Annotated in this window: 16 protein-coding genes; 4 read left to right on the top strand and 12 right to left on the bottom strand. The window is 43.7% G+C overall.

The features are described from left to right. Positions 1-36 precede the first annotated feature (36 nt). The gene (locus tag ACFSJY_RS03995) at positions 37-852 is read left to right on the top strand and encodes a MaoC/PaaZ C-terminal domain-containing protein (protein ID WP_386031341.1); all 816 of its coding nucleotides are present in this window, start codon (positions 37-39) and stop codon (positions 850-852) included. On the opposite strand, the gene ACFSJY_RS03990 is transcribed toward ACFSJY_RS03995, so the two are convergent. From ACFSJY_RS03990 to ACFSJY_RS03965, 6 genes are all read right to left on the bottom strand, one after another. Beyond that, positions 849-1,094 (bottom strand): YheU family protein, encoded by a 246-nt coding sequence (locus ACFSJY_RS03990; protein WP_386031339.1) that lies wholly within the window; start codon positions 1,092-1,094, stop codon positions 849-851. The genes ACFSJY_RS03995 and ACFSJY_RS03990 overlap by 4 nt on opposite strands. After that, a complete protein-coding gene (locus ACFSJY_RS03985; RefSeq protein WP_386031337.1) occupies positions 1,091-2,062 on the bottom strand; it encodes a hydrolase in 972 nt (323 codons plus the stop codon). The genes ACFSJY_RS03990 and ACFSJY_RS03985 overlap by 4 nt, the downstream gene beginning before the upstream one ends. A 66-nt stretch (positions 2,063-2,128) precedes the next feature. Then, positions 2,129-2,815, bottom strand: coding sequence for a flagellin (locus ACFSJY_RS03980; RefSeq protein WP_386031335.1), 687 nt, complete (start codon positions 2,813-2,815; stop codon positions 2,129-2,131). Between the two features lie 163 nt (positions 2,816-2,978). Then, the gene (locus tag ACFSJY_RS03975) at positions 2,979-3,119 is read right to left on the bottom strand and encodes a hypothetical protein (protein WP_386031333.1); all 141 of its coding nucleotides are present in this window, start codon (positions 3,117-3,119) and stop codon (positions 2,979-2,981) included. A 97-nt stretch (positions 3,120-3,216) separates the two neighbouring features. After that, positions 3,217-3,942, bottom strand: a complete 726-nt coding sequence (locus ACFSJY_RS03970) for a tetratricopeptide repeat protein (RefSeq protein WP_386031331.1) — start codon at positions 3,940-3,942, stop codon at positions 3,217-3,219. 215 nt (positions 3,943-4,157) lie between these two features. Then, entirely contained in the window at positions 4,158-6,110 is a 1,953-nt protein-coding gene (locus ACFSJY_RS03965) for an ATP-binding cassette domain-containing protein (RefSeq protein ID WP_386031329.1), read from the bottom strand. A gap of 47 nt (positions 6,111-6,157) precedes the next feature. Here ACFSJY_RS03965 and ACFSJY_RS03960 point away from each other — a divergent pair, with 47 nt between their 5' ends. After that, a complete protein-coding gene (locus ACFSJY_RS03960; RefSeq protein WP_386031327.1) occupies positions 6,158-6,352 on the top strand; it encodes a YheV family putative zinc ribbon protein in 195 nt (64 codons plus the stop codon). A 24-nt stretch (positions 6,353-6,376) separates the two neighbouring features. On the opposite strand, the gene ACFSJY_RS03955 is transcribed toward ACFSJY_RS03960, so the two are convergent. Continuing rightward, positions 6,377-6,613 (bottom strand): SlyX family protein, encoded by a 237-nt coding sequence (locus ACFSJY_RS03955; protein ID WP_386031325.1) that lies wholly within the window; start codon positions 6,611-6,613, stop codon positions 6,377-6,379. Further along, positions 6,595-7,590, bottom strand: coding sequence for a WD40 repeat domain-containing protein (locus tag ACFSJY_RS03950; protein WP_386031323.1), 996 nt, complete (start codon positions 7,588-7,590; stop codon positions 6,595-6,597). The genes ACFSJY_RS03955 and ACFSJY_RS03950 overlap by 19 nt, the downstream gene beginning before the upstream one ends. A 128-nt stretch (positions 7,591-7,718) precedes the next feature. On the opposite strand from ACFSJY_RS03950, the gene fkpA reads away from it, so the two are divergent. Together fkpA and ACFSJY_RS03940 are read left to right on the top strand one after the other, a co-directional pair. Further along, positions 7,719-8,522, top strand: a complete 804-nt coding sequence (fkpA, locus tag ACFSJY_RS03945) for an FKBP-type peptidyl-prolyl cis-trans isomerase (RefSeq protein WP_386031321.1) — start codon at positions 7,719-7,721, stop codon at positions 8,520-8,522. A 186-nt stretch (positions 8,523-8,708) separates the two neighbouring features. Further along, positions 8,709-9,884: a glycosyltransferase gene (locus ACFSJY_RS03940; RefSeq protein WP_386031319.1), complete on the top strand. Its 1,176-nt coding sequence runs from the start codon at positions 8,709-8,711 to the stop codon at positions 9,882-9,884. Here ACFSJY_RS03940 and ACFSJY_RS03935 read toward each other — a convergent pair. From ACFSJY_RS03935 to ACFSJY_RS03920, 4 genes are all read right to left on the bottom strand, one after another. Then, entirely contained in the window at positions 9,881-10,765 is an 885-nt protein-coding gene (locus tag ACFSJY_RS03935) for a S1/P1 nuclease (RefSeq protein ID WP_386031317.1), read from the bottom strand. The two genes, ACFSJY_RS03940 and ACFSJY_RS03935, sit on opposite strands and share 4 nt — an antisense overlap. 20 nt (positions 10,766-10,785) lie before the next feature. Further along, positions 10,786-11,490, bottom strand: a complete 705-nt coding sequence (locus ACFSJY_RS03930; RefSeq protein ID WP_386031314.1) for a 2OG-Fe(II) oxygenase — start codon at positions 11,488-11,490, stop codon at positions 10,786-10,788. A 35-nt stretch (positions 11,491-11,525) separates the two neighbouring features. Next, positions 11,526-11,945 carry a hypothetical protein gene (locus ACFSJY_RS03925; RefSeq protein WP_386031312.1) on the bottom strand — a complete coding sequence of 140 codons (420 nt, stop codon included), beginning with the start codon at positions 11,943-11,945 and terminating at the stop codon, positions 11,526-11,528. A 66-nt stretch (positions 11,946-12,011) separates the two neighbouring features. Then, positions 12,012-12,395, bottom strand: a complete 384-nt coding sequence (locus ACFSJY_RS03920) for a DUF3718 domain-containing protein (protein WP_386031310.1) — start codon at positions 12,393-12,395, stop codon at positions 12,012-12,014. Positions 12,396-12,401 lie beyond the last annotated feature (6 nt).

The raw sequence follows: 12,401 nt of genomic DNA, 5'->3' as shown, positions 1-12,401 counted from the left end.
TAATTGAAAGAGCCAGCCTAGTGCTGGCTTTATTTTATGATGACTATAGCTATCCAGACCCCGATGACCAATGGCGAAATATTTCGCCGCCTTCTTTTTCGAAAGCGCTCAGCTGTGGCGGACTTTTATCCACATGGCTTGCGGATAGATGGACTGACCGAAAGTGCAGAAAAAATAGCTGCATTTAAATTAATGTTTAGTTGTCAGCGCTTACCCATGAGTTACCTATTTAATGTCGGTTATCGCTACTTAGGGCAACTCTTGGTACAGGGACCGTTCCCTAGTGGTCTAATGGGCTTAATACATTTATCAAGTGATTATGAGCAACATCAACAAGTCGACTGGTCTCAACCGTTTGACTTGATTGTACGCATAGACAAACTGAAAAATAGTAAAAAAGGTATTACCTACCATTTGGTTACAGAGCTACTGCAATCGAATGACGTTTGCCTGACTAATTTTAATAAAATTTTAGACAAAGCCAAAGGCTATCGTAGCGCTAAAACCAGAACAATAGAGCCGCCACACGGCCAATCATTAAGTGAACGTGTGTTAACCGCAAGGTTGGCGCGTGACTATGCCAAGCTCTCTGGTGATTATAACCCCATTCACCTTCATCCTCTGTTCGCTAAAGGACTGGGTCTAAAGTCGAGTATTATGCATGGCATGTATAATGTGCATTGGTTGCTCACGCAGTTACCGCCTGAGCAACACCAAAAGTCTGTAAATGCGCGATTTAATCAACCTTGCTATTTACCCAATAACATTGAACTGGTGCCGTTATCGGAAGACAGCTACGGCCTTTATTCTCACGAGCGTGCGCAGCGGCACTTGCATGTGGTTTGTCGCTAGCAGTCTGGACTTTCCTCTTCTGCCATTTGTTCAAAGGTGTCTTTGGGTAAAATATTGATGGTTTCGTGAAGCTCTGAAAATACGATAACGGCGCTTCCCTCTTTGAGTTGACGCTTTACTTGCGCAACTTTCTCCTCTATCGAAACGTCTTGGGCGCCATAGTCCGTGCCTTCTCTAAGTACAAATTCATGCAATAGGTTGTCTAGTGTGTCTGGATTTATATCTTTGTAAGGGATGATCATAAATGTTGCTCAAAAAATTCGGGAACGCGTTGCTCTAGCCAGTATTCTGGCTTGAAAGGATTTTTGCCTGAAACAAATCCGACATGACCACCTTTAGTACTGACCTCAAACGTAAGGTGCTTTGGTAACGGCTCGCTAGGGACAATATGCTGATGGTCAAGAAACGGGTCATCAGCTGCATGAATGAACAAACAAGGTTGTTTGATTTCTTTCATAACAGGTTTTCCGCTCGCTTGTTGGTAGTAATGTGCAGCACTATCAAAGCCGTTGATAGGAGCTGTTACCATGTGGTCAAAATCCCATAGTTTTGTCACATCTGCGAGCTTTTGTGGGCATATGTCGGGCAGTAGCGATTGTTCTATTTTTTCAAAGGTTGCTTCTTTGAGCATGTCTACCAGATACTTTTGGTAAATTTTGGAACTACCCTTGCCAATACGGTGGCTGCAGCTGGTTAAGTCTAAAGGAGCACAAATAACCGCTCCTGCCTTGTAGCCACTGTCAGGTGCTTCTGCCAGATACTTTGTCAGGACATTGCCACCGAGCGAAAAACCCATAGCGGCTCTCGGCGCGTTGGGATATTGAGCAGCTAACCACTCTGAAAAAAAGCGGATATCTCTGGTGTCGCCAGAATGATATGACTGCGCCATACGATTTGGTCTACCGCTACAACCCCGAAAGTGCATCAAGGCACCAATCCAGCCTTTTCGCTTTATTTGATCAAGCATTCCCTTGGCGTAATGACTGTCAGCAGAGCCTGCTAAACCATGCAAAATAACCACTATTGGCTTGGTACTTTTACTGTTGGGAATTTCAGTCCAAGCAATATCAATAAAGTCACCATCTGGCGTATCCAATGTTTGTGTCAACAAACTCACGTGTTGAGACTTTTTGAGATATTTAGCCAATATGGTTTGTAAATGGGCGCTTGGTAACCACCAAGCAGGTTTAAAAGAACTTTCTGTGATCATAAAAAATAAAAGCCCACATCTGTGAGCTTTGTATTATATAGGCTGTAGATTTATCTGCTAGCGGCTTTACACTAATTGGTTTACCAATAAGCCTTTGCGCTCTTCTTCATCTTTTTGGTTGATGACAGAGGCCTGCAACAAAACATTCAACTGTTGCTGTTGTGAGCTTGATGCTGCGTAATCTGTATCTTCAATACGAGAACGTGATTCACTGGCATTTACATAAGAGGTTTGGTAGGTGCTCACCTGGCTCGATAATGCATTACTGTCAGCCCCAAGTTGTGAGGCTGCATCCGAAATTGTCCCAAATGCTGACTCAAGCGCTTGTTGCGTTGCCTCAGGATCTGAAGCGTCGAGACCAGAAAGAAAATTTGGCACGCCAAACACTTCTTCTGCAACCGTATTAATTTGCTCAGTGAGTTCGTCAAATTCTGCTTGGATGGCATCATCATCAGCAAGTGGGCTACCAGACTGAACGGCAAGCTCATTGGCACGCTGTAAGCCTGAACCAATAGCACCTAGTGCGCCTTCTTGCACTTGGTTTACATTGATTTGGTCTTGTGCGTTGTAGCTTAGTTGCTGATAACCATTAATTTCTGAGGTGAGGCGGCTAGCAATTTGAAGACCTGCAGGGTCATCAGCAGCACTATTAATGCGTTTTGACGAAGCGAGTTTTTCTTCCTCTTCCTGCTTTTTCTCGTTGACTTGATTAATGTAACTTAGAGTAGACGAACTGCTATTGACTGAAATCATCGTAAAACCCTCACCGTAGTAATGCCTAGATTATAGCAAAGTTGTTACGAAAAAAGGTTATTAATTGTACTAAATTGTGCATTTATACCGATAGCGCGAGCCATTCGTTTGCTCGCGCAAAGGTAAGGTTTTGAAAATCAAAAGATAAGCGGAAATTTGATTTTTAGTGCTGCTCAGCATCGCTTTCGCTAATGTTCTTCAAAAAGAAGTACACATAGTAGCTGCAAATAGCCAATACGATGAATAGGCCACCAAAAGAGAACCAAAAGATAGGATCGTTAAAAAATGATTTGAGAATGTCCATAACAGGCTCCTTATTTACTTACTGGTAACTATTGTAAATAAGGCGCCGATTAAGATAGTGATATGGATCAATATTTGCGCGTGTTTTCGCGCGAAAATTAATTACCTAACTTGGCTCGTAATTCACTTTGAGCGACAAGGTTGTTGTAGATGCTTTCTGCTTTCTCTCGCCCTTCTTGAATATCTTTAACGCCTAACTGGCGCTCATCGATAATACGGCTGGTTTCTGCATCCTTGTAGCCATTGAAAGAGGCGATAGTGTTCCATATGTACGAGTTCATTAAACTCTTTTCTGTACCTTTACCGTCAAAATACATCCGCGCCAGATTATATTGTGCCAATGGATAGTTTTGATTGGCGGCTTTTTCATAACTGCGAAATGCTTTCGTGTTGTCTTTGTAGGTACCGGTGCCATTTGCGTACATAACCCCGAGATTAAACTGTGCGCTTGCTAACCCCTCTTCGGCGGCTCTTTTAGTCAGTTCAAAGGCCTTTTTTAAATCTTTCTTGATAGGTTCACCGTCGGAGTACATGACCGACAATTCGAACAATGCGTCAGGGTAGTTTTGCTCAGCAGCAAGCGTGAATAGTTCGTACGCTTTGTTTAGGTTTTTACGCATGCCCCAACCATTTTTGTGCATTAATGCCACTTGGTATTGTGCTGGTGCATAGCCTTCAGCAAGTAAAGGTTCGAACTCTGCCATGGCGGCTTTAAACTGGCCTCTATTGAGTTCAAAAATGCCTGTTTTTAAATCCGCACTGGTTGCGGAGAACGTGGCAGCAGAGAGTATTACAGCAACACTGATTGAGACGATTTTGTTCATAATGGTTTTCTCTTATTCGATGAACGAGCTGATTCTAAGTGTAGCAAAGTTATAAAGAATTTAAGCGATTAGCTACTTATTTTTGTTAGTAAAATTGCAACAAGTTGTTGGAATGTATGTAGAAACTTGGGCTGTGTTACCTGTTAACGCAGCCAACAGGTCTTAGATAGTCATGCTTATAATTGAGCGAATGCAACTAAAGTGAGTCGTCTTCACTATTCGTCGGTTTGCTGCATAATCTCGTCAATTTGCTCTTCAAGCGTTAACCATTCCATTTCGGCTTCTGCAATCTGATCTGACAGCTTAGCTTGCTGTTTTAACATGTTTTCTAGCTTCACGTTATCGCCAGATTGATAAATACTGCCTTCTGCGAGTTCAGCTTCAATAGCATCCAGCGCTTCTTGCCACTTGGCCATTTGGGTATTGAGTTTATCGACTTGCTTTTTATAAGGCGCTGCTTTTTTACGTAATTCAGCCTGTTGCTGGCGCTGTGCCTTCTTATCGATTGTCACGGCTTTAACAGGGGCTTTTTCGGCAGCTGTTTGTTTTTTATCGTCGTTTAGCCATTGTTGGTAATCGTCGATGTCACCAGAAAAATCAGTCACTTTTCCCTGACCGACAAGCAAAAATTCATCTACGCATGATTCAAGTAAATATCTATCATGGGCAATAAGAATAATAGCGCCTTCAAAGTCTTGCAGTGCCATTACTAACGCTTGTCGCATCTCTAAATCTAAATGGTTAGTTGGTTCGTCAAGCAGCAACAATTGTGGCTTTTCCAAAACAATGAGAGCTAATACCAGTCGCGCCTTTTCGCCTCCTGACATATTGTCGACTTGTGAAAGCGCTTGATCACCACTAAAACCAAAACGTCCCAAGTAATTCCTTGCTTCAAGATCTGTCATACTCGGTTTATAGCGCAAAATATGTTCTACAGCACTTGTACCGGCGTGTAATTGCTCAAGTTGATGCTGAGAGAAATACCCGATGTTCAGTTCTTGTGCACAAAAACGCTCACCTTTCTGAAGAGCCAGTTCGCCAGCCAATGATTTAATCAGCGTTGATTTACCTGCGCCATTCCTGCCTAGTAGCCCTAATCGAGTGCCTGGTACCAGTGTCAGGTTTACACCAGACAAAATATTGATGTCACCATATCCGCAGTCGGTAGCAGTTAACGATAATAGCGGGTATGGCAAATGTTCTGGCTTTTCAAAAGAAAAGGTAAACTGACTATCAACATGCGCTGGCGCTAAGTCCGGTAATTTCTGTAGGCGCTTTAAGCGACTCTGCGCTTGTTTTGCTTTACTTGCTTTGGCACGGAAACGGTCAACAAATTTGGTCAAATGTGCGACCTCTCGCTGTTGTTTTTGGAAAGCTGCGTCTTGCTGTGCCAAATGCTCTGCGCGTTGGCGCTCAAACGATGAGTAATTGCCAGAATACAACTTCGCTTGTTGGCGTTCTATATGCAGAATCTGGCCAATAACGTCATCTAAGAAGTCTCTGTCATGCGAAATGAGGACTAATGTACCGTCATATCGTTTTAGCCAACGTTGAAGCCATATAACCGCATCTAAATCTAAGTGGTTGGTTGGCTCATCCAGTAACATCAAATCAGCACGCGATATCAATGCCTGTGCAAGGTTTAAACGCATGCGCCAACCACCAGAAAAGCTCTTAACGGGTTCAGTTAACTGCTCTTGCAAAAAGCCAAGGCCATGAAGCAATTCACCGGCACGTGCAGGCAAACTGTATCCATTTATCGCATCCATATGGTTAAGCAGAGTCGCCTCTAATGTGCCATTATCGTTCGCTCTGGCTTGCTCTAGCTGGGTCTCAATATCGCGATATTCGGTATCACCGTCCATCACGTAATCAAGTGCAGAGCAATCTAGTGCGGGGGTTTCTTGTTTTACGGTTGCTATTTTCCAGCCATTGGGCATTTTTAACTCGCCGGAATCTGGCGATAGCCCACCAAGAAAGACAGAAAACAGTGATGATTTGCCACAACCGTTCGCGCCAACTAATCCCACTTTATGTTTTGCATGTATGGTAAAGGTAGCTTGTTTTATTAGTGGCTTGGCACCGCGATATACGCTTAACTCTTGTGCGGTAATCAACTGTTTGTCCTCATGGCATAAAATCGCGGTATTGTCGCTTTTCCAAGGCATAGTATTCAAGTTAAAATACACAAGTACCACAAATAAAGAGAACGCATGTGAAAAAACGATTTATTGCCGGCGCAGTATGCCCAAGTTGTAAAGCAATGGACACTATGGCACTGACGAAAGAAGATGGTGTTGAGAAAGTGACTTGCGTCAGCTGTGGTGAGCAAATGACACAACCTGAAGCCCACGTTGAAAAAGATGTGAGAGCCAACGAACAAGTCATTGGCATTTTTAATCCTGAATAAGCAAGGGTAACTTATCGTCTGTGACTAGTAGTGAGGTGGGGGCGGCTCGTCTTCTTGCTTCATCAAACTGCCGGGCGCCGAATCTTTGATGCGGCTAGCGATAAGTTCAATGTGTTCTTGTAATTGCGCAAGTTGTGCTTGATGTACAGCGATTTCTTGGTTTAATTGCTCAATTACATCTTCCTGAAAAGCGCTTTTTGCTTCGAGCGTTTCAACACGCTCTTCTAACGCTTTTACATGGTCTATTGAGGTAGTGGCCATAATTCGGCAAATCCTGATGAGCTCTCGGTAATAAAGTGGTTATTATCTCTAAAAGCCGCGCTGTAAACAACGGCCCCTGCAGGGCGGATATCTTCACGTGGTGTAACACGCCAGCTATGCAATCGCTGACCTGTACCAATATTCCACAAACTGACTTTTCGCGTAGGAGCACCGGTTAATAACTGACTGCCGTCTGGCGAGAAGCGCACAGAGCTGAACACTTCCTGACGATTTGTGTACTGAAGGCTTTGAACTAATTGACCTGTTTTCAAGTTCCAAATATGGGCATCTTTCTTTGAATCTGCGGTAAAGGCGTAACGTCCTTCCGGATCCAAGGCGACTTTAGTTACTCTGCTAGGGTGATTAAATTGATAAATTACTTGTCCAGACTGGGTATCCCAAACATAGGCAATGAAGTCGTTGCCACCAGAAATGGCAACACGCCCATTAGGAAGCATATCAACGGTATTCACTTTTTCGCTGTGGCCGAGAAATTCAATTCTTCTGCCATTGGCCATAGTGACATGAACGACAGTGCCATTTGATTTACCGATAAGTACGTGACGCCCTTCACTTGATAGTGCAATATCACGGATGTTGGACTCTCTTACTTGCCAATAGCCAATAGACTCGCCAGACACGGCATCCCAAAGTGCAAATGTGTCTCGGTTGGCGGTTAGCACTTGTGAGTTGTCATCAGCGATATCAATCGCCAGCACTAAGTTGTCGGCATTGTCTTGCTGTTGTGACCAAGTAAATTTCAAGGCGTTGTTGTCTAAATCCCAGACACTGATACCGTGGTGAATAGAGGAAACAACACTTAATGTACCATCATTGGAAATGTCGGCGGCACGGGCGCCTTCTGCAGCATGACGCCACCGCTCTAATGGCTCCGAGTCGGACGGGCTACAGCCTGATATCAAGGCCGTCGCTAGGCCTAAAAAACAAACGTAAACAAGACGATAACAATCTGTCAAAATATTAGTACTTTTTTCCGTAACCATTTGTCGTTAGTATAAGTCTTTTTTTACGCTATTGAACAAGAATAATAAAGATCGCGTCCCTTTCTGAAATATTCTTAATGTGTTCATTTTTGGAGATTTAAATGAAATTGTTTAAGCCAACCTTGGTTGCAATTGCACTCGTATCTGTATTTGGCTGTCAAGAAGGCAAGAAAGAAGAAGTCGCTGCAGAAAAGCCAGTAGCTGTGCTAGAAACTGAAGCTCAAAAGCAAGCATACGGCTTAGGTGCATCAATTGGTATGTACATGGAACGTAACCTACAAGAGCACAACAAGTTAGGTTTAACGCTTGATAAAGAGTTGATCGTAAAAGGCTTTATTGAAAGTTTAGAAGGTAAAGCACAGTTGTCTGAAGACGAAGTGAAAAACGTGTTGATGGCACTTGATCAAGAAATGAAAACTAAGCAACAAGAAAAGATTGCACAAGAAGCTGAAGCAGCAAAAGCTGAAGGCGTAAACTACATGGCTGAAAACGCGAAGCGTGAAGGCGTCATGACAACTGAATCGGGTATTCAGTACGAAGTGATTACTGCAGCGGAAGGTGAAAAGCCAAAAGCAACTGATACGGTTAAAGTACATTACACAGGTACATTCATTAATGGTGACGTGTTTGATAGCTCAGTAGAGCGTGGTCAGCCAGCTGTATTCCCATTGAATCGTGTAATCAGTGGTTGGACTGAAGGTGTTCAGCTGATGTCTGTAGGTTCAAAATACAAGTTCACTATCCCTTCAGATCTAGCGTATGGCCCAATGGGTAATCCACCGCGCATTCCTGGTAACTCAGTGCTTAACTTTGAAATTGAATTACTCGAAATTCAAAAGCCAGAGCCAGCACCAGAAGTGGGTCAAAAGCCAGAAGCAAAAGCCGCTGAAGCAGCCGCCAACTAATAAGGCTGTTATTGCGATTGGAAAAAGCGAGCTTTAGCTCGCTTTTTTTGTTGCGACAGTTTGGTAAAATTACCCCCCAATACATAACGTCTGAGCTTTCTTTTGAGTAAGTCGCCTATCACTAAATCTTTGCTAATCATTGGTTGGGTATGGCCTGAGCCCAATTCCTCGGCTGCAGGCAGCCGCATGGTACAACTGATCGAGCTATTTCAAACATTTGGCTATGATGTGACGTTTGCGAGTCCCGCACAGCGGACTGAGCACATGATGGATTTGGCTGATTTACAGGTTGAAATGCAAGACATATTGCTAAATTGCGATAGCTTTGACGCGTTTGTTCAGGCGTTAAATCCAGACGCAGTGATGTATGACCGCTATATGATGGAAGAACAGTTTGGCTGGCGAGTGGCGAAACATTGCCCCAATGCGGTGCGTATTCTAGACACTGAAGATTTGCAAAGTCTGCGCAATGCAAGGCACCAGGCATATAAAAAAAACGGCAGTATCGACACCATAGATTGGCATACAGATCTTGCAATTAGAGAAGTCGCTGCAATTTATCGGTGCGATTTAACGATTATGATTTCACCGGCTGAAATAGATGTTTTAATGCAGCATTACGGTGTGCCCGCGCAGTTGCTGAGTTATTTGCCTTTCGTGTATCCAGATGATCTATTGCAAGCACAAGGGCGCTCTTTCGACAATCGCCAACATTTCATTTCGATCGGTAATTTTAGACATGCGCCTAACTGGGATTCTGTGCTTTGGCTCAAACAACTATGGCCACATATTCGAAAGCAGTTACCGCAGGCTGAGCTCCATGTCTACGGGGCTTACCCTCCCAAGAAAGCTACTGATTTGCATTGTGAGCGTTCAGGCTTTTTAGTAAAAGGTTGGGTGGATAACGCCCTCAACGTGATGGAACAGGCAAAAGTATGCCTAGCGCCGTTGCGATTTGGTGCAGGCATTAAAGGCAAGTTGGCGGACGCAATGCTATGTGGCACACCTTCTGTTACCACATCAATTGGTGAAGAGGGCATGGCAAGTGACCAACCATGGGCTGGAGCTGTCGTGAACGGCGAAGATGAGTTCATTAGAGAAGCAGTTGCCTTGTACCAGAATGCATCAAGATGGCAGGAAGCAAGTAAACAGGCAAAATATAACCGTCAGTTCTTGTTCTCATCAGACAAGTTTGTCAGCCATTTTCAACGCCAATTAGACGAGATTGCTGATCAATTTACATCACATCGTCAACAAAACTTTGTCGGCCTGATGCTAAATCATCACTCTCATCGAAGCACTCAGTTTATGTCGCAGTGGATAGCAGCAAAAAATAAGCTTGCTGAAGCAAATGATGTCTAAAGATGCTGCTCTAATAGCCAAGCAAGTCTAGTGGCAGCTTGTTGAATACGGATGTTTAATTGCTGGCTGCCCCAATCCAGTTGCGCTTTATTTAATGGAACGGGGAGTTTTCGTTCTGCGCACACATCACCTTTTTCGACCGAACAATATCCGGTGTTTGGGTGACGAGCGATAATGAGTGATTCTGTAGCCCAATCTGTCACACTGCCCTGTTGCCACTGTTGTATTTGAGTGTCTTTGACAGTCGAAAGCTTCATCCATAGCGGTAAGTACTGCGTTTTCAATGAACCGCCTGTTACTTGTCTCGTAAGTAAACACACATCCCACAGCCCGTGCATGCTGTCGCACGAAATACCGTCAACTTTTATATCTGTTTTATTACCGCCCCAGTCGCTACTAAAGCTCACATGCATAGGCGTATGGAGATCACCTAGCCAATGACCCAAAAATAGTAATGCTTGTAGCTTATCTTTCGTGTTGTCGGCGTTTAATTGTTCGGTATGGAAGGGGATTGCTTCCGTGATACAGTCTTTCTTACAGGCCTTTTCTTTTGCCTTAGTGGTGTCGCGATCAAAGTTCACGTAGTGCCATTTTTTATAGGCTTTGTAAGGCTTATCATTTTTTACAACGTCTGGCCAAGTGCAGGCTTTACCATAGGTCATTGGTGTTTTCACATTGGCATGGTTAAAGTTATTCACTCTTTTTTTGTCATTCTTAGGTAGCTGGCTCAGAAGGGCATCAATCTCACCTTGTTTTGAAGGCGACAGTTGTTGATAGGCGATATCACACACTAATTGATGGCCAAGTTTTCCGAGAGCCCAACTAGTTGTGGTAAATAGGGTTAGCGCAAAGAACAAAGCAAATGTTGAGAAAACGTGCATAATGTTGACCTATCGAATTTCTAGTTAGAACCGTAAAGTTGCTGAGCCGGCTTGAACATCACCCAACTGGCTAAAACATATTTGTCTTTTTCGATCGGTGTTACGCCGCGGTGCGTGTGGGTAAATCCACAGGGAGATAATACTAGGCTGCCGGTAGCAGGTTTGATACGTGCTTGCTGATATAAAAACTCGGTTTCACCACCTTGGTCAATATCATTGAGGTATACCAACCATAACAATACACGACGCAGACTTTTCTGACTTGTATCGGTCGGGTGCGGATAATGCTCACTGTGCCAGTGATTAAAGTTACCTTTGCTCGCCTCGTATTTCTGCATATTGATGGCGTCGAGCTCAAAGACACTACTAATGATATTGCTAAGCTGTTGTTCCGGCATCGCTTGAATATGTTCAGGTGTTAATGGCGTGGCTTGTCCGGTTACAGGGTCAGCAATGGCCGGTGAAATGGCGCCAACTAACATATGTGGATAGGCCTTAATGTATTGTATTAAGGCTTGCTGGATGGTCTGCTGTATCTGTTGGTGCTCTTGTTGCCAGTCACTTAATGTTGAGAGATGAATATCGATACTGTTTTTTTTGGTGGTATCGACACCTGAGCCAATTCGGCCCTGTGTTTTGTGTGGGTCTGTCTCAAATTTTGAGATCAGTTGCTGACAAAAATCTGGTGCGAAAGCGTGTTTAAATTCGGCGATGAAATGGTGCATAAAATTTTTCTTATTATCGTTATGTTTATCTGGTTCTATGGACAGTAGCGCGCAGCAAATGTGTCACTGTTGTTTCGGCGGCATTGAAATGCTTGTTCTGCAATAAATGGTTGCCAATATCCATTAGTTTGCTTAGTAAATCGAACGCGGTAGTAAACCTGTTTAATACTGTCATCAAGCACGTTAGTGTTGAGGGCTTCGATAGTGGTGTCGGTTGACGAGTGATGGTGCTGCCTAACGTCAATGGTTCGGCTTTCCGTTAACTTTAGCTCTGCAAGCAACGTTTCCACCAACATACTTTGCTTTTTAATAGTGTTTGGCCAGCGCATTTTCAGGCTGCCAAGATTTTCAATGTTCAGGTTGTCGGCGAGCCTAGGTTGTTTGGGGACAGTTGACTGACACCCGACAACAGATAAAGACAAAACGCTTGCCAACAGTAGAGAAAAAACACGCATAAGTGGTTTACAGTAGCTAGAGATTGTCGTCAGTGTATACGGGTGCCAAGTTAAAAGCGATATCTACTATCTGCCAGCTGAAACATAAACCACTTTGGCTGGCTTAGGCTGGTTTTGGGCGACATCTTTGATAGTGACAGATGATTTCACTTTGTTTTTACCAAAACTCAATTTGTTCAAATAATTAAACGTCTCATTTGCACCAAATTCATGTGCGAATTTGGCCGGTGACACGTCATTACAACGAATTGAGTTTATATTGGCTTTACGCTCATGGATACCCATACGACGGAGCGTAACCTTCATTTTCTTGGCTTGGTTGGCGCCTGCATGTATGCAAAGCTTTGTCTCATGAGAGCTATCCATGGCGACAAACTTATACTGACTCGCAAGCGCGTTGGTCGAGTATACGCAGGTCAAACCTACGGCAATTAGTACGGCAATTTTCATTTTCTT

It is taken from the genome of Thalassotalea euphylliae, assembly GCF_042682785.1.
Lineage (GTDB): Bacteria > Pseudomonadota > Gammaproteobacteria > Enterobacterales > Alteromonadaceae > Thalassotalea_F > Thalassotalea_F euphylliae.
The sequence above is the reverse complement of the archived record's forward strand: the minus strand, read 5'-3'. Positions and strand labels throughout refer to the sequence as shown.